The following is a 17920-nucleotide window of genomic DNA, read 5'->3' on the forward strand; positions in this document are numbered from 1 at the left end:
CGGTGTGAAAAAGTGGTTATTCATCATCGTTTGTAGCATTTGGTCGGCAGTAAGCTACGGCCAAATTCGTATGCCAGGAAACGGGTCGTTTGGCGGCGGCGGGGGAGGTGGCTTAGGTCAAGGTGGACAAGTCAAACTCGACGATTCGACCAAAATGATTTATGGGCCGCATACGTCGCGCTATTTTTTGGAAGAAGATGTCTTCAACAACCGCAAGACGCTCTATGCCATAGACACGTCTTACGACGGTTTTCATCGCTATAATTTCGTCCAGCGGGCTGATTTTCAGCTGGTCGATTTGGGGAATTTGGGAACGGCTTCTCGTTCCCTCTTTTACCGCCCTATTGAGCAGATTGGAACGCAGTTTGGGTACGATGCGTACACGCCTTACGCTTATGCTGTTCAGGATGTTAAGTATTTTGATACGAAGTCTCCCTACACCAATCTTTATTTAGCATTGGGTGGTTTAGGGCAAAACATTGCCCGTTTTGACCACAGCCAAAACATCACGCCTCGCCTCAATTTGGGTATCAACGCCCAGCGTTTTACAACCAACAAGTACTTCGGTACGAGTGGTACCAGCGACTCCCAAAACAACCTGACGCAAAACTGGGCTTTTGTATTTCACGGAAATTATCGTTCCAAAGACGAGAAATACCTGCTAATGGGTCAGTTTAACCACCTGAATCACAGTGCATACGAGCAAGGCGGGATGTCGTCGGATACACTGAATTTTAGGTCAGATGGAACGATAGAATACAACAACCCGTCGGCAATTCTAAAAACGGCCCAATCGTGGGAACGCCGTAACAATTGGCATATTTACCAGCAATACGTATTGGCGCAGGGTTTTCAGGTGTATCATGTGTTTGATTATAAAAGAACCATTGATATTTATTCTGATAGCGATTTATCGCAGGGGAGTCGATACGGTTTTTACAATAACTACTACTATGATTCTACCTACCAGATACCAACTTTACAAAAAATAAATACCCTCCAGTCTAGGTCTTATATTTACAATTCGGCAAGTACCCGTCAGCAAGTTGCATTTAGGCTGGTTGAAAACAAATTTGGTATAAAAGGCCGTTACCTTGGCTTCAATTACCGCGCCCATTACCGAGTGCGTTTGATGAACATGGTAGAAAAGCATAATCAAATACCTCGCAGCATTGTGTTAGATTCTCTTTTGTCATCAAATACAGATGGAAGTAGCAAACACAGGAGATTTGAAAACTTTGTGGGGCTTTGGTTGGCTTATTATTTGAAAGATAGCACCCAGCGCGCTACTGCCGAATTTGAATATCTTCTAGGAAAAGACTTTAAAATAAAAGGAGATATCGTAAGTAAATGGTTTTCTGTGGGTTATCTCACGTCTTTGTCGTCGCCTACTTTCCTTCAACAGTATTACAATAGTAATCACCTTCGTTGGGATAATCAATTTCGATTGGTCAACTCCAACACTATTTACGGGCAGATTAACCTCAATACCAAAAAAGTCCATTTCAGCCCACGCCTTGATTATCATTTGATTAGCAATTATATTTATTATGATACGGCAGCGGTAGTACGACAATTTACGTCGCCTTTTAGTGTAATAAAAGTGGGGGCATTGGCGCAATGGAAACCTGGGAAGTTTCAGTTTTTGAGCCAGACCTACTACACACTTGTGTCGAACGACAACGTACTGCGGATTCCTCGCTTCATGGCCAACTTTAGAGCTACTTTTGACTTCGTTTATTATAAAGTGTTATTCTTGCAGTTAGGGGCAGAAATCCACTATAAATCAACGTATTATGCGGATGCGTATATGCCTTTGACCCAGCAGTTTCATCTTCAAAACTCGATCAAAACCGAAGGCGTGGTTTATACGGAGTTTTTTATCAATGCCCGTATCAACCGTGTGCGGTTATTTATCAAAATGGCCAACGCGGGTCAAGGTTTTCAAGGGCCTTTTAACCGTGGCTATTTCTCTACTCCCCTTTACCCTGTTGTAGGGCGCTCTTTGGGCTTTGGCATCAATTGGCCGCTATTTGACTAATAGTTCGTCTATAATTTACCCCCATTTAGTCGTCCAGACCTTGCATTTGGTCGTTTTTCTCTGAATACTAACAGAGAGTCAGCAACATTTGTACTTGAATTATTGTCTAAGAGATAGACAGACTTTTTATAAATACAACAATGAAGAGAATATTTTACATTCTAACAGCCGTTTTAGGTATGAATTACGCCGCTTCTGCTCAGTTCCCAGGAGGAGGAGGCTTTGGTGGTGGTGGTATGGGAAGAGGAGGGGATCGCAACGGTTCAATGGGAGGAATGAATCAACAACAGAAAGCGTTGCCTGATCTTCCTAAAGGAAACGGTCGTATCTCAGGAATTGTGGTTGACTCAGTATCAGGCAAGCCAGTGGAGTATGCTACTGTGGCCATTTTTGATGTAAAGTCAGGAAAGCCTGTCGATGGAACAGTGACGGATGTGAAAGGTGCATTTTTGTTAAAGAGTGTGCCCGATGGTGATTTTAAATTTGTGGTAAGTTTTATCGGTTACAAAAACACCGAAGTTGCTAAATTGACCATTGGTAAAGGACAAAAAGAGCAAAACTTAGGCAATGTGAGCCTTCCACCAGATGTACTTACGCTGACTGAAGTAACGGTAAAAGGTGAAAAAGCCCTTATCGAAGACAAAGTGGACCGCTTGGTGTACAACGCCGAAAAAGATATTTCTAACGCAGGTGGTGACGCTGGAGACGTACTTCGTAAAGTGCCGATGCTTTCGGTGGACTTGGACGGAAACGTGTCGATGCGTGGAAGCCAAAACATCCGCGTGCTTATCAATGGCAAGCCTTCGACCATCGTTGCCAACAGCGTAGCCGATGCGTTGAAAATGATTCCTTCTGACCAAATCAAAACGATTGAAGTAATCACGTCGCCTTCAGCAAAATACGACGCGGAAGGTTCGGCAGGGATTATTAACATCATTACCAAGAAAAACAACCTTCAAGGAATCACAGGGTCGGTTGATATAGCAGGTGGTAATCGTTCGAGCAACTTGTTTGGAAACGTCAACTTGCGTACCAAGAAATTGGGAGTTGGCCTCAATGCAGGTGGCCGTATGATGTACCCGCCAACGGGTGGTTATATCGACATCAGCCGCGAACTTGCCAACGGTCAGACTTTGCGTACACGTCAAGAAAATAACGGACAACAGTTGGGTGGTTTTGGAAACGTTCAGTTGAGCTTAGATTACTCGATTGATGCTAAAAATAGCCTTACGTTTAGTGCCCGCAATAGCCGCCGTGCGTTTAATCTCGATAACACCCAGCAGTCGTATAGCTTTATTAATAGCGTAAAAACACCTACGTTTGGTAACGAAATTAATACCAAGAATTTGGGGAATAACTTAGACCTCAACTTGGACTATACCCGCAAGTTTGAGAAAGAAGGAAAAGAGTTTAGTGTGTTGGCCCAGTTTAGCCAAAACACGGGTGATAACAGCTACACGCGTGATTTGTATCAAGGATTGTCAGTAGGCGAAATCACTTACCGTGAAAGTAACCCCAACAAGAGCAAGACACAAGAACGCACAGTACAAATTGACTACCAAGACCCGTTGAGCCAATACGTACAAATCGAAACAGGGGCTAAAATGATTTTGCGCCACATCGAAAGTGATTTCCGTTTCAACTACGACAGCACAGGAACAGGTATATTGAAAGCCAATCCACTTCGTACCAACGTATTTAGCTACGACCAAAACGTGTATGCGGGTTACCTATCTTTCTTGTTCCAAACCAAAAACAAGTGGGGCTTCAAACCTGGTCTTCGTTACGAATACACGCAGTTAGCTGCTAAGTACCAAGATGCGCCAGAAACAAACTTGCCTGATTTTGGCTCATTGATTCCAAGTTTGACGGTATCGAAAAGCTTGCGAGGTGGAAAAACAATCCGTTTTAGCTACAACCGTCGTATTCAGCGTCCTTCGATTCAGTTCTTGAATCCTAACGTTTCACAAAGTGATCCTTTCAATATCTCGTTTGGTAACCCGAACTTGAACCCTGAATATACCAACAACTTTGAAGTAAACTTGAGTACGTTCTTCAAAACAACGACCTTGAACTTCTCAGCTTATACCCGTATGACCGACAACTCGATTGAGACGGTTCGTTATCGTGGTGGCCAAGAATTGTTTAACCAATTGACCTTGGCACAGGGCGTAAGTACTGGAACAGTAGTTGTGAATAACAATTCTCTGTTAACAACTTTCCAAAACATTGGAAGCAACCGTGCGTACGGACTTAACGTGTTTGCGATGGTAAAACCAGCCCGTGGATTGACCATCAATGGTAACTTCGATGTGCGTTATATCATGTTGAACAGCCCTGCGTTGGGAATCAGCAACCAAAACTGGACATTTAACCTTTTTGGACAAGTACAGTACCAATTAGGGAAAGACTGGAGTGCGCAGTTGTTCGGATTTGGACGTGCTCGTGAAATTCAGTTGCAAGGAACGCAAGGTGGATTTATGGGCTATAGCTTCAACATCTTGAAAGAATTCAAAAAGAAACAAGCAAGCCTTGGCTTTGGTGCTGAGAACTTCTTGCAAAATGCCTTCAAACAGCGTACAAATTTAAGCAGCAGCACACCGGGTAACGTATTTACTCAGGAGCAAGTTAACTACATGTACAACCGTGGTTTCCGTATTACGTTCCGCAAGCGTTTTGGTAAGATGTCTTTTGATGGCAACTTCTTCCAACGTAAGAAAAGCGTGAACAACGACGACTCGAAACAAGGCGGTGATAACTCCAACGATGGCGGTGGCCAAGGTGGTGGAGGCGGCATGGGTGGACGCCGTGGTGGTTAGGACAGCTTTTTGATTATATCCATATCGTTAGAAAAAAGCCCCTACCGAGCAATCGGAGGGGCTTTTGCTTTGGATGCCAAAACCATTTGCTGGTATTGAGGAGGTTGTGAGCAACCTCCCGTGACAGGGGTTGCTTACAACCCCGCTTTTTTCGTGTGTGGGAGGTTGCTCACAACCTCCCGTGACAAAGGTTGCTTACAACCCCACTTTTTTGAGATTTACTTCAATTTTTTGTTAAACAACTCAATCGTCCGACCCCAAGCTTGTTTAGCCACAGCTTCGTTGTAGCGGGTAGGTGCGGTATCGTTGTTGAAAGCGTGTTGGGCACCTTCGTACACAAAAATTTGGTAATCGGTACCTGCTTTTTTGAGGGCTTCTTCATAGGCAGGGATACCCGCATTTACGCGCTCGTCGAGACCCCCGTAGTGGAGCATCAACGACGCCTTGATTTTAGGGACATCGGCTGCTTCGGCTTGGCGTCCGTAGTAAGCGACGGCAGCGTTGAGCGAGGGCACGTTTACGGCAAGCTGATTGGCCATTGCACCGCCCCAACAAAACCCAACACAGCCAGTTTTGCCCGTACAATCGGCACGGCCTTTTAAGTAATCAAAAGCTTTGATGAAATTACTGAGGTTCTTTTTGGCGTCGAGTTGTCCAAAGTAGGAGCGTGCTTTTTCGTCGTCTCCGTTGGGTGTTCCTCCAAAGGGCGAGAGGGCGTCGGGAGCAAGGGCAATAAAGCCCGCCAAAGCCACGCGGCGAGCAACGTCTTCAATGTGCGGGTTAAGTCCACGGTTTTCGTGAATGACCACCACCGCAGGGTACTTGCCAGTTCCTGCTGGGCGAGCTAAGTAACCCTTCATTTGGGTTTCTTCTCCTGGATAAGTAACATACTCGGTCGTAAGACGCTCATCGTTGCGTTTGACCGTCATTGCATTGGCATAATTGACTTCCAAAAGCGGTAAAACGGCCATGGCAGCGGCGGTGCTGCCCGTGAGTGAAGTAAGGCGTTGAAAAAAATCTTCGCGCTTGAGGGGTTTGTGGGTGTACTCGTCGAAGAGGTTAATAATGCGTTGATCCATGATGGTAAGTAGTTTAGCAATGGGTATTGATTCTGAGTAAGTTAATAACACAATTTTGGTTAAAAACTACTTGTTTTTTGGGCGATTTCAAAGCTTCCTATCCTAAAAAATTTACATAAAAAAGGGCGGTTATTCATAACCGCCCGCACTTTCAAAAAATAGCTTAAATTGAGATTGCCAAGTCCTAGCTCCCTGCTAGTTTTAGGCAATCTTCCAACGTAAGAGACGCTGGATCGGTATCTTTTGGTATTTTGATGTTGCGTTTTCCAACGGCAATATAAGGGCCGTAAGGGCCACGGAGTACCTTGACCGTTGTGTTTTCGGGAAACTCTTTGATGACTTTGTTGCTTTCTGCTTCCCGCTTTTTCTGGATGATTTCCAGTGCTTCTTCGCGGGTAAGGCGTTGTAAACTAGCGCCTTTAGGCAACGAATAGTATTTGTCATCGTGCTTGATAAACGGCCCGTATCGTCCTGTGCCAGTAGTCATTGGTTTTCCTTCCAGCTCGCCGAGTCCTTCACCTTCGTTGGCAAGGTCGCCGCGTTTGAGCTTAATGGCCAGTACACACGCCTCTTCGCCTACGGTATAAGGGTCGTCGTTGCGGTCGAGCGAATAAAACTTATCGTCGTGTTTTACGTAAGGCCCGTATTTCCCAACTCCCACAATCATCGGTTTGTCTTCAAAGAACCCAACTTCGCGCGGCAGGGCAAAGAGTTCGAGTGCTTCTTCGAGCGAGATAGTTTCTACCAACTGCCCTTTTTTGAGGTTGGCGTATTGTGGTTTGGGTTCCCCTTCGATGTTTTCGCCAATCTGAACGTATGGGCCAAATTTGCCGATACGTGCCGAAACGGGCTTCCCACTTTTAGGGTCGATGCCTAGGTCGTGAACCGTATTTTTCTTAACGATGTTTGAGCCTTCGACATCTCCGATTTTTTGGTGAAAACCTTGGTAGAAACCATCAATCATTTGTTGCCACGACAGTTTACCTTCGGCAATTTCGTCAAATTCTTTTTCGACATTAGCCGTAAAAGAAAAATCAACGACGTCAGGGAATAAGTCCACCAAAAAGTCATTCACCACCATGCCTGTGTTGGTGGGAAAAAGTTTTGATTTTTCGGCCCCAAACGTCTCTTTACCTTTGGTTTCGGTAAGTTGGTCGTTGCGGAGCGAAAGCTCATTGTATTCGCGTTCTTGTCCTTTTTTGTCTTGCTTTACCACGTATTCGCGGCGAATGATGGTCGAAAGCGTAGGCGCATAGGTTGATGGTCGCCCAATGCCCATTTCTTCGAGTTGCTTCACCAAACTCGCTTCCGTATAGCGTGGTTTTGGACGTGAAAATTTCTCCGTTGCTTTAAGAATATTTAAGGCCAACACCTGCCCAATGTTGAGCGGAGGAAGCATTCCTTTGGTATCTTCTTCCTCGTCGTCTTTCGATTCCAGATATACCTTTAAGAAACCGTCAAATTTAATGACTTCTCCCTGAGCTACGAGTTCTTCCGCAGTAGTCGAAATGCCAATGGTGGCAATCGTACGTTCCAGCTGCGCATCAGACATTTGCGATGCAATGGCACGTTTCCAAATCAACTCATACAAGCGTTGCTCGTTGCGGTCGCTACTGGCTTTAAGTTCTCCAAAATTGGTCGGACGAATGGCTTCGTGGGCTTCCTGTGCCGATTCCGATTTGGTCTTGAAAACCCGCTGTTGGTGGTATTTGTCGCCGTACTCGGTCGTAATTTGGTCTTTTGCTTTTTGGAGTGCCTCTTCCGATAAGTTGGTAGAGTCCGTACGCATGTACGAGATTTTACCTGCTTCGTAGAGTTTTTGAGCTACCGTCATGGTTTGGGCCACCGAAAAACTCAGCTTACGCGAAGCCTCTTGTTGTAAGGTAGAGGTAGTAAATGGCGGAGCGGGTGATTTTTTGGCAGGTTTAACTTCCAAGTTACGGATGCTAAACGTGGCTCCTTTACATTTTTCCAAAAAAGCGCGTGCTTGGGCTTCGGTTTCAAAGTTTTTAGGAAGTTCGGCTTCCAATACTTTGCCCCCTGCCAAATCGAAACGTGCCGTTACTTTATAGGTGGATTTCGACTCGTGGGCATCTACTTCTCGCTCGCGTTCTACGATGAGGCGAACCGCCACCGATTGCACCCGTCCTGCTGAGAGGGCGCTGTTGTTGCCGATTTTGATTTTACGCCACAAGACAGGCGAAAGCTCATAGCCTACAAGGCGGTCGAGAATACGACGTGCCTGTTGGGCATTGACCAAATCCATGTCTATCGAACGTGGACTTTGAATCGCTTTTTGTAGGGCGGTTTTGGTAATTTCTCGAAAAACAATCCGCTTGGTGCCATCAGACAAGCCTAATGCTTCTTTGAGGTGCCACGAAATGGCTTCTCCTTCACGGTCGTCGTCGGTAGCGAGCCATACTTCTTCGGAAGACTTGGCAAGCTTTTTCAACTCGTTGATAACTTTGGTTTTATCAGGCGATACTTCGTAGAGGGGTTGGAAACCATTTTTGACATCTACCCCTAAATCTTTATCGGGTAAGTCACGCACGTGCCCAAAACTGGACTTGACGGTGAAGTCTTTCCCGAGGTATCCTTCAATGGTTTTGGCCTTAGCCGGCGACTCTACTATTACTAAGTTTTTTGACATGGAGGGTGTGTTTGGTCCCAATTCTGCCTTCAAATATAGGAGGGTTTTGTGTAAAAAATATCAAATCCTTATTTTGGGCAGACGATTTAAGGGGTTAAACAGGTACTAACTGGTAATAAATAATGCTAGAATAGGGGATTTTTTCGACGAAAAGGCGCACTTTTAATCGCTAAAATTTTGATAAATCGAGTCCATAATCCGAACAAAATGCCCGTAATCTTCCTCGCTGAGCTGTCCCCAGCCTTGCCGACGAATCTCTTTGACGACAGGCAATACCGTTTCAAAGGTCTTTTGGCCTTCGGGTTTTAAATAAATATTAAATTTCCGACGGTCTTCCTCCGACATACGCCGTTCGACCAAATCTTTTTTAACGAGCAAATCCAGAATACGAGTAACGGTCGGGGCATCTTTGGTGGTAAGCTCGGCAAGGGTATTTTGGCTGATTCCTTCGTTGCGAGCCACGTGGTCGATGAGCACCCATTGGTCCACGGTCAGGTCAAAGCCAGCTTCATTAAAACGCTTTTGTAGGACGTTCCTGATTTTCTTAATGGTGGTGTCGATTTTAAAAAAATAAGCACGGGAATCAGATGGGTGAGTCATTTTTATCGTTTACTATAGACCTAGAAACACAAGTTGGCTTACTAACTATTGATTTGCAAAATAAAACAAGAATATCTGACTATCAAATCGTAAGCCACGATAGACGGTAATTTGCTACTAAAACCGTGCTAAAAAACTGTTTGATGAACAAAAAATAAGCCCGATATTTGGCCTGTATGAAGACGATGTTGCTTTTAGTGGGGGTGTGTGTAGGAGAAGCATGGGGCTCATTTGCTCTCCCAGCCCGTTATTTTACCAAAAAAGAGGAAACCCTTATGGCAGTGTCCATTGCTGATACGGTTAAGCCTAAGAAGACCAAAGAAACGGTCGTAAAATCGACGTTGGACAATAGCAAAGGGGAGTTAAAGGTTAAAGACGCCCAGATTGTTGATTCAGAAAAACAGTCGGGATTGATCAAAGTTACCTTCGCGATTCGAGACGTGGAAACAAATGCGCTGCTTACACGGGTTAAATTGAGAACCAAAGATTCAAAAACAGGCCAGGAGTTTGAGCCCAAATTTAACAGCGCTGATAAAAATTTTTCCATCAATGTCTTGCCCAATACCGTCGTTAGTATCTACGTGACGGCCAAAGGATATACCGAGGCGTCGGCCAATATCAACGACATCAAGCACGACCGAGTGTTGGGGTTTGAGCTTCAAAAAATAAAACCATCGGTACTAAAAATTAGGGTGTTAGACAAAGCAACGGATCGACCCATTATCGGCAGTATTCTCAATGTACGTACCAAAAGTAATAATGACGTTGAGTTTATGGCCTTAAAAGATGGTTTTACTGAACTGACCTACGATGCTGAAGAGCAATTAGAAGTGGAGGCTTCGGCCAAAGGATTCACCCCTGATACCAAACAAATAACGATAGAAACGGCGCTGACTGGTAAGTCGTACGAACTAACGTACCGATTAGATAAAACGGCGGCTCCCGCTGCTCCTGCACCACCCGCGCCAACCCCTACGCCGCCTCCTGTGGTAGCGACCACGCCGCCCCCTGCTGCTCCCAAGGCTACTGCTGCGACCAACGAACCGCCTAGAACGTCGGTATTTTCTAAAGAACCACCGAAAGCTCCTGCACCATCGCCTTTTAGCGAGTTGGTCAAGGGGAAGGTAATTACGCTAAATAATATTTATTTTGACCAAAGTAGCCCCGTGCTACGCCCAGAGTCGGCGCCACAGTTGGATGAGTTGGTGGCGATTTTACAAAAAAATCCAACGGCACGAATCGAAATCCGTGGGCATACCGATAATGCGGGAGATTTTGACTTGAACGTCAAACTTTCGCGGGAGCGTTGCCAAGCAGTGGTCGAATATTTAAAAACAAAGGGCATCAGTGCCGACCGCCTCGAAAGTAGAGGTCGAGGCCCTCTTGACCCTCTTGCTCCCAATACTTCTGAAGAAAACCGCAAAAGAAACCGCCGAGTAGAGTTTGTTGCGCTTTAGATTACCCTTTGCCAACTTGCCTTTTGCCCATTTGTTTTTACTTCCAAAACGGCCAACGAAGCACAAAATGCTGTTTGCGTTGCTGCTGCCGAAAAAAAACTAAACCCACGGCGGCTAAGTCGATGGTGGCTGAAACGGATGGGTGGACTTTGATGTATTCCCACGCTTGTTCCATTTCAGGCGACCAGTGAATGTCGTCAAAAACGAAGAGACTATCGTTGTGCGCTTTGGTCAAACACGTTTCAAAGTACCTTACTGTAGGTTCGTAGCGATGATTGGCGTCAAAAAAAACAAAATCAAGGCGTTGGGTGTCTTCAACGGCTTTGGGAAGTGTCTCGTCCAAATTTCCTACCACCGTCTGAATGGGTAACGATTGCTGTGGAGACAATGCACGATTGGCCCACGACTTAAAATTTTGCTGGGCAACGCTCGCCGTTTCGGGGCAGCCTTCAAAGGTAGTGATGTGGGCCGAGGGATTGGCTTGCGCCATGTAGAGTGTTGTCAGCCCAAGCGAGGTGCCTAAATCAAAAATAGAATGATACTCAAAACGCTGAATGAGGCGATAGAACAGCCGCGCCAACCGCGCCGATTTTTTGGAATGCTGGGCAATGTCTTTTACTTGTCGAGTAGAAGAAGCATTGACCCGAGAACCTGCGCCGTAGTCCGTGATTTGGAGGGTTTCTTGGCTGTGAAGCATCGTTTGGCGAATAGCTTCAATAACCTCAAAAGAAGGGAGTTGAGGGTCTTTTTTTATTGTATTTAGGTACAAATCAAATACAAACGGAGAGTGAAGTCCGTGCTCGTCTTGAGCTTTCAAAAAGTAGTTGAAAAGCGAACGTAATTGCAAAATAGGGTGATTAGGTAAGAAGTTGTCTTTAATTCAAACGATAGGGCGCAATCATGGTAAATTCGGGAATGGCAACGTTAAACTGCTTTCCATCCACGAGGCGCTCCATGAGATAAGTGCCTACCATTTTGCCAATGCTGGTACGAAGATTACAGCCCGATACGTATTCGTGAATTTCGCCAGGTTCGAGCGTGGGTTGTTGACCCACTACGCCTTCCCCTTCTACTTCCCGAATGGTGCCATTGGAATCAAAAATATGCCAATGCCTGCGTAGAAGCTGAACGGTATGCTCGCTGTGGTTTTCGATGGTAATGCGATACGTAAACACAAAATGAGCTTGCGCCGGGCTCGAATACTCGGGCTGATACTGCGTCATAACGCTAACTCTCACACCTTCTGTTATCGCTGATGTCATGGTTGTTTGATACTTTCCTAACTTTGTAACCAAAATTAGGTCGTTGTAGTTGAAAAACCAATAGTTGACGCAAAAATTAGAAAAATGGACGTTAAAATCGACGCTTCGTGGAAAGCTTATTTGCAATCGGAGTTTGCACAGCCGTATTTTGCTGATTTGGTGGCATTTGTACGGGAGGAATACAAAACCCAACAAGTGTATCCGCCTGGAAAACTGATGTTTAATGCTTTTGATAAATGTCCGTTTGACCAAACAAAAGTGGTGATTTTGGGGCAAGACCCTTACCACGGGCGCGGACAAGCCAATGGCTTGTGTTTTTCGGTTAATGACGGTGTTTCCAAACCACCATCGCTCATCAATATTTTCAAAGAAATTCAGGAAGACCTCGGGCAGCCGTTTCCAGTATCGGGTAATTTGGAACGTTGGGCTGAGCAAGGTGTATTGCTGCTCAATTCGACGCTGACTGTACGAGAAGCAAGCCCAGGCTCGCACCAAGGGCGTGGCTGGGAGCTTTTTACGGATGCCGTCATCAAGTGTATCAACGACAAAAAAGAAGGGGTGGTGTTTATGCTTTGGGGGCGATATGCGCAAGATAAAGGAAAGATAATTGACCCCAAACGCCATTTTGTGTTGAAGGCTAAACACCCTTCGCCGATGTCGGCCAACAGCGGCGGTTGGTTCGGAACCAAACACTTTAGCCAAGCCAATAATTACCTTCGCGGGCGCGGGCTGGGAGAAATTAGTTGGTAGAAAGAGGTTAGGTTGTGAGCCCTTGTGAGTCGGGTTGCTCACAACCCGATTCAAAAACGGGATAAGGTCAGGTTGTGAGCAACCTGACTCACAGATGCAACCCGACGATACGTTTTTTACAAAAGCAAAAGTTGTGCGAGCAAATAATCGGCAATCAAAACGGCAATACAGCTGTTGGTTACGGCTGCGGTAGAAGCTTGACCTACTTCGAGCGCTCCGCCTTGGGTAAAAAAGCCTTTGAAAGAAGAGATAGACGTAATCAAGAAGGCAAAAAAGACCGATTTGATGAGGGCAAAAGGAATGTTGAACGTACGGAAATCGAAACGTAAACCGCGAATATAGTCTTCAGGGGTAATGACGCCCGTTGCTACGCCTGCAACGTATCCTCCAAAGATTGAAAGAAAACCCGAAAGGATGACCAACATGGGGAACATGACGATGGCCGCTACGATTTTGGGGAGAACCAAGTACGAAATGGAGTTGATTCCCATTACTTCAAGGGCGTCGATTTGCTCCGTAATACGCATGGTACCCAGCCCACCTGCAATGTGAGAGCCTACTTTTCCTGAAAGTACGATACACGTAATAGTGGGGGCAAATTCCAAAATACTACTGTCGCGCACAATGAGCGAAATGATGTAATTGGGAACGAAAGGGCTTACTAAGTTGTCGGCCGTTTGGACGCAAGTTACTGCCCCCAAAAAGGTCGCCACGATTGCCACGATAAAGACGGAATTGATACCAATCTCAATACATTCGTCGAGTACTAACTTTACATAGACCCGAAACTTCTCACGGTTTCGTAGCAAAGACCCTAAAAAAATAAAATACCTTCCTAACGTTTTCATGGTTTTTGAGACAGTCGATAGTCCACAGTCGATGGTCGATGGTAAAATTACTATGGACTATCGACTGTGGACTATCGACCATTGGCTAATCAACAATAAACGGATAATCAGGTTCTACGTACATATCCGTAAAGATTTCAGATGGATCTGGCCACGGAGACTCTTCCGCGAATTTTACAGATTCTTCCACAATTTGTTTGATTTTGGCATCAATCGCCGCAAGATCTTCTTCAGTCGCGATGCCATTTGTCAAAATGCGGTCTTTCGTCATTTCGATTGGGTCACGCTTTTTGTACTCTTCTACTTCCTCTTTAGTACGGTATTTTTGAGGGTCAGACATAGAGTGACCACGGTAACGGTACGTTTTGAATTCGAGGAAAGTAGGGCCATCGCCACGGCGAGCGCGCTCAGCAGCACGGCTAACGGCGTCGTGTACGGCTTCTACATCCATGCCGTCCACGGGCTCTGATGGCATATCGTAACCTTCGCCAATGGTATATAAATCGGTCACGTTAGAAGTACGATTGACTGACGTACCCATGGCGTATCCGTTGTTTTCAACGACGAAAATCACGGGGAGTTTCCACGTCATTGCCATGTTAAACGCTTCGTGTAGTGCACCTTGGCGAACGGCTCCGTCACCAAAAAAGCACATACAAAGGTTTGATGTCTTGTTGTATTTTTCCGCAAAAGCAATACCAGCACCTAGTGGAATTTGCGCTCCTACGATACCATGGCCGCCAATGAAATTATGCTCTTTGTCAAAAATGTGCATGGAGCCGCCTTTTCCTTTGGTCGTACCCGTTGCTTTTCCGTACAACTCGGCCATAATGGCTTTAGGTTCTGTACCTAGCGCCAATGGGAAGCCGTGGTCGCGGTAAGCTGTAATCCACTTGTCGTCTTTGGTAAGGGCACTGACACTTCCTGAAGAGCAGGCTTCCTGACCAATATAAAGGTGACAAAAACCACGTATTTTTTGTTGCCCATAGAGTTGTCCTGCTTTTTCTTCAAACTTACGTTGAAGCAACATCGACTCATACCAATACATGTATCTCTCTTTGGGATGGGTTATTTTAGCTGGGGTTGCTTTGGTTTTGGTTGCCATTTTTTACAATAAATAAGGTTTTCTGGTCAAACAATGAACGGTGAACTGTTGACTGTTCTATCTTTGCCACGCGAAATTAAGCATAAAACCATTCAATGCCACAGCTATACCTAGAAAAACTCCAACTTATGGGATTTAAAAACTACGAAGAGGGACGTTTTGAGTTTAGTCGTTCCCTCAACTGTATCGTGGGGGAAAACGGTAGTGGCAAAACCAATTTGCTCGACGCTATTTATTGGTTGGGGCTGACCAAAAGCGCGTTTCAGGTGCAAGATGCTTTTAGCATTCAGCACGAAGCTGATTTTATGATGGTGGATGGGGTATTCTGGAAAGATCATAAAACTGTCCAAATTACGTGCAGTTTGCAGCGCGGACAACGAAAAGTAATTTTGTCCGACAAAAAGCCGTATGAGCGTATCAGCGACCACATTGGGCTGTATCCTGTGGTGTTGGTAGCGCCCAATGATACTGATTTAGTCCGCGACGGGAGCGAAGAACGACGCCGTTTTTTTGACGGGGTATTGTCGCAGCTTGATCAACACTATCTCCAAAATTTGCTTCAATACAATAAATTATTGGCGCAACGCAACGGCGTTTTGAAGCTATTTTACGACCGCCGCTACGTGGACGATGATTTGCTAGATACGTACGACGAGCCACTTGTTGCGCTCGCTAACCGAATTTTTGAACGTCGTCAGCGCTTTTTGGAAGGTTTTGAGCCTTTGGTGCAGCACTATTATTCGTTTTTGGGAGAGGGGCGAGAGTCCGTAACGATTAAGTACGAATCAGAAGTTGAAAGCCTCGATTTTCGTGATCATTTTCGGGCGCATAGGTCGCGCGATTTGAATGCCCAACGGACACTCATGGGCATCCATAAAGATGATTTTGGGTTTGAAATGGACGGGGTAGCGCTACGGAAATTTGGTTCGCAAGGACAGCAAAAGTCGTTTGTGTTGGCCTTGAAATTGGCTCAATTTGACCTTATTGCCATTGAAAAAGAAATGAAGCCGTTGTTGTTGCTCGATGATATCTTTGATAAACTCGACGACCGACGTATCCAAAAACTGATACAATTGGTTGAAAATGATACTTTTGGTCAAGTATTTTTGACTGATGCCCGTCCCGAACGAACGCGAGCGTTGTTGAAAGATACGGTGGCAGAAGTACGTTATTTTGTATCAGGAACGACCTAATTGATTGAAATTTTGAAGAAAAAATAACCTTAAAATTGTATGAATAATCCGCAAGCCAATAATCCGTTACACGGCATTACCCTCGAAATGATGTTACATCATTTGGTGGCACATTATGGATGGGAAACCATGGCCGAATACGTCAACATCCGCTGTTTTCAATTTGACCCCAGTATCAAATCAAGCCTAGCATTCCTTCGTAAAACTCCGTGGGCGAGGCAAAAAGTAGAAACGCTCTATTTGATGAGTTTGGACGAAAAGTAAGCAAGGTTTGGCGTGTTTTACACCTCTTCGCCTTGCAACTGCTTGTCGTATAGTTCTTTGTAAGAGCCGTTTCGTTCGAGAAGCTCGGTGTGCGTACCTTGTTCGATGATTTCTCCGTCGTTTAAAACCACGATGAAATCGGCGAGTTTGGCCGACGACACACGGTGAGAAATAATCACCGAGGTGCGGTCTTGCATGATACGTTGGAGGTTGCTCAAAATCGTGTTTTCGGTTTGCGTATCTACGGCAGAAAGGCAATCGTCCAAAATCAAAATTTTAGGGTCGCGGGCAATGGCGCGCGCAATCGAAAGCCGCTGTTTTTGGCCACCCGACAGCGTGATGCCGCGTTCGCCTACTTTGGTGTCAAATCCTTCGGGGAAATCAATGATATTGGTGTACAAATCAGCGTCTTTGGCTGCTTGTTCAATTTTAGAAAACGGCAAGCCTGTTGTTCCAAACGCTACGTTTTGAGCAATAGAATCTGAAAACAAAAACACGTCTTGAGGCACGTAGCCTGTTTGGCTTCGGAGCGATTGAAGGTTATACTCTTTGAGCGGAACACCATCCACCAAAATCTGCCCTTCGGTAGGGTCGTACAAACGCGTGAGAAGGCTGGCTACGGTACTTTTTCCCGAACCTGTTGTTCCCAAAATAGCGACCGTTTCCCCTGCTTTTACGCTTAGATTAAAATGCTTGATGGCTTTGATGCCCGTGTCGGGATAAACAAACGAAACATTGTCAAAACGGATGGCGCCTTGAATGTCGCGTACTGTATTTTTCTCCGAAACAATGTCGGTTTTAGTGGTCAAAAACTCATTGATACGTACCTGCGACGCCGCCGCTCGTTGGGTTTGGCTGGTTGTCCAACCAAGGGCCATCACGGGCCATGTTAGCATACTTACGTACAAAATAAACTCAGTGATGTTGCCAGGGGTGAGCCGTCCTGCCATGATTTCCTGCCCACCAATATACACGACGAGAATGTTACTCAAGCCTACCAAGACCACAATAAAGGGATAAAACAGCGAATCGACGAGGGTCAATCCAAGCGATTTGTTGCGGTAATCGTTGCTTTGATTGATAAAATGGCGAAGTTGTTCCCGCTCCCGAACGAAGGCTTTGACCACCCGAATGCCTGAAAACGATTCTTGCACAAACGTCGAAACCGATGAAAGCTGCGCCTGCAATGCCTCCGAGCGTTTCATGATGATGTTGTTGACGTAATAAATACTCAACGACAAGACAGGCAACGGCAGCAAAACGTAAAAAGTCAGTTTGGCGTTGACCGAAACCATGTAGCTAATCACCAAAATAAACAGTGTAATGAGGTTGATGCCGTACATAATTGACGGCCCTACGTACATCCGCACCTTGCTGACATCTTCCGAAATCCGCGCCATGAGGTCGCCCGTGTTGTGGCGTCGATAAAAACTCAGCGGCAGGGTTTGGTAGTGGGCATAAATCTCGTTCTTGAGGTCAAATTCGATGTGCCGCGACATCACAATGAGCGTTTGCCGCACCATAAACAAGAAAACCCCTTTCAGCAGCGCCATGGCCAAAATCAACATCCCGTACAATAAGATACTGAAGGCAAAAATGTCGTAAAAACTGGACTGAATTTTGGAGCCTTCAAACAAAAAATAAACGTCGAGGGTATCTTTTACCAAGTCGAGGGCATAGCGAACCAATTGGGCGGGAATGATGCCAAAAAGGTTGGAAATAATGGTAAAAAGTGTTCCAAGGATAAGGTACCACTTGTATTTGACGAGGTATTTGTTGAGGTGGGCAAGTGCTTTCAAAGGCGCGCGAATTGGTTACGTTTGCTGTTTGGTATGATGGTCTAACATTATTT

Annotated in this window: 14 protein-coding genes; 6 read left to right on the plus strand and 8 right to left on the minus strand. The window is 45.5% G+C overall.

Annotated elements, in window-relative coordinates; genetic code table 11:
* The first annotated feature begins 4 nt into the window (after positions 1-4).
* Both FHS57_RS03130 and FHS57_RS03135 read left to right on the plus strand, forming a co-directional pair.
* Positions 5-2041 (plus strand): putative porin, encoded by a 2037-nt coding sequence (locus FHS57_RS03130; protein WP_183971407.1) that lies wholly within the window; start codon positions 5-7, stop codon positions 2039-2041.
* Positions 2042-2181: 140 nt separating this feature from the next.
* A complete protein-coding gene (locus FHS57_RS03135) occupies positions 2182-4860 on the plus strand; it encodes a TonB-dependent receptor (protein ID WP_183971409.1) in 2679 nt (892 codons plus the stop codon).
* Positions 4861-5078: 218 nt separating this feature from the next.
* Here the strand turns inward: FHS57_RS03135 and FHS57_RS03140 are convergent, their stop codons facing one another.
* The 3 genes from FHS57_RS03140 to FHS57_RS03150 all read right to left on the minus strand — a co-directional run bounded on the left by FHS57_RS03140 (position 5079) and on the right by FHS57_RS03150 (position 9189).
* Entirely contained in the window at positions 5079-5939 is an 861-nt protein-coding gene (locus FHS57_RS03140) for a dienelactone hydrolase family protein (RefSeq protein WP_183971411.1), read from the minus strand.
* Between the two features lie 184 nt (positions 5940-6123).
* Entirely contained in the window at positions 6124-8589 is a 2466-nt protein-coding gene (gene topA, locus FHS57_RS03145) for a type I DNA topoisomerase (RefSeq protein ID WP_183971413.1), read from the minus strand.
* Positions 8590-8751: 162 nt separating this feature from the next.
* Positions 8752-9189, minus strand: a complete 438-nt coding sequence (locus tag FHS57_RS03150; RefSeq protein WP_028526256.1) for a MarR family winged helix-turn-helix transcriptional regulator — start codon at positions 9187-9189, stop codon at positions 8752-8754.
* A 176-nt stretch (positions 9190-9365) separates the two neighbouring features.
* Between FHS57_RS03150 and FHS57_RS03155 the strand changes: the two genes are divergently transcribed.
* On the plus strand, positions 9366-10646 hold the full coding sequence (locus FHS57_RS03155; protein WP_229601243.1) for an OmpA family protein: 1281 nt from the start codon (positions 9366-9368) through the stop codon (positions 10644-10646).
* A 37-nt stretch (positions 10647-10683) separates the two neighbouring features.
* Here FHS57_RS03155 and FHS57_RS03160 read toward each other — a convergent pair whose 3' ends face one another.
* On the minus strand, positions 10684-11463 hold the full coding sequence (locus FHS57_RS03160) for an O-methyltransferase (RefSeq protein WP_229601244.1): 780 nt from the start codon (positions 11461-11463) through the stop codon (positions 10684-10686).
* Between the two features lie 58 nt (positions 11464-11521).
* Positions 11522-11908, minus strand: coding sequence for a Co2+/Mg2+ efflux facilitator ApaG/CorD (gene apaG, locus FHS57_RS03165; protein WP_028526258.1), 387 nt, complete (start codon positions 11906-11908; stop codon positions 11522-11524).
* 84 nt (positions 11909-11992) lie between these two features.
* On the opposite strand from apaG, the gene ung reads away from it, so the two are divergent.
* Positions 11993-12658: a uracil-DNA glycosylase gene (gene ung, locus FHS57_RS03170; RefSeq protein WP_183971416.1), complete on the plus strand. Its 666-nt coding sequence runs from the start codon at positions 11993-11995 to the stop codon at positions 12656-12658.
* A gap of 116 nt (positions 12659-12774) precedes the next feature.
* Here ung and FHS57_RS03175 read toward each other — a convergent pair whose 3' ends face one another.
* A complete protein-coding gene (locus FHS57_RS03175; protein ID WP_183971417.1) occupies positions 12775-13506 on the minus strand; it encodes an MlaE family ABC transporter permease in 732 nt (243 codons plus the stop codon).
* Positions 13507-13591: 85 nt separating this feature from the next.
* Positions 13592-14611, minus strand: coding sequence for a pyruvate dehydrogenase (acetyl-transferring) E1 component subunit alpha (gene pdhA / locus FHS57_RS03180; protein ID WP_028526261.1), 1020 nt, complete (start codon positions 14609-14611; stop codon positions 13592-13594).
* A 95-nt stretch (positions 14612-14706) separates the two neighbouring features.
* On the opposite strand from pdhA, the gene recF reads away from it, so the two are divergent.
* Positions 14707-15804: a DNA replication/repair protein RecF gene (recF, locus tag FHS57_RS03185; RefSeq protein ID WP_183971419.1), complete on the plus strand. Its 1098-nt coding sequence runs from the start codon at positions 14707-14709 to the stop codon at positions 15802-15804.
* Between the two features lie 39 nt (positions 15805-15843).
* Positions 15844-16068: a VF530 family protein gene (locus FHS57_RS03190; RefSeq protein ID WP_122929281.1), complete on the plus strand. Its 225-nt coding sequence runs from the start codon at positions 15844-15846 to the stop codon at positions 16066-16068.
* A 17-nt stretch (positions 16069-16085) separates the two neighbouring features.
* Here the strand turns inward: FHS57_RS03190 and FHS57_RS03195 are convergent, their stop codons facing one another.
* Complete coding sequence (locus FHS57_RS03195; RefSeq protein ID WP_183971421.1) at positions 16086-17867, minus strand: ABC transporter ATP-binding protein; 1782 nt, start codon at positions 17865-17867, stop codon at positions 16086-16088.
* Between the last annotated feature and the right edge of the window lie 53 nt (positions 17868-17920).

The sequence above is a fragment of the Runella defluvii genome, from assembly GCF_014195535.1.
GTDB classification, from domain to species: Bacteria; Bacteroidota; Bacteroidia; order Cytophagales; family Spirosomataceae; genus Runella; species Runella defluvii.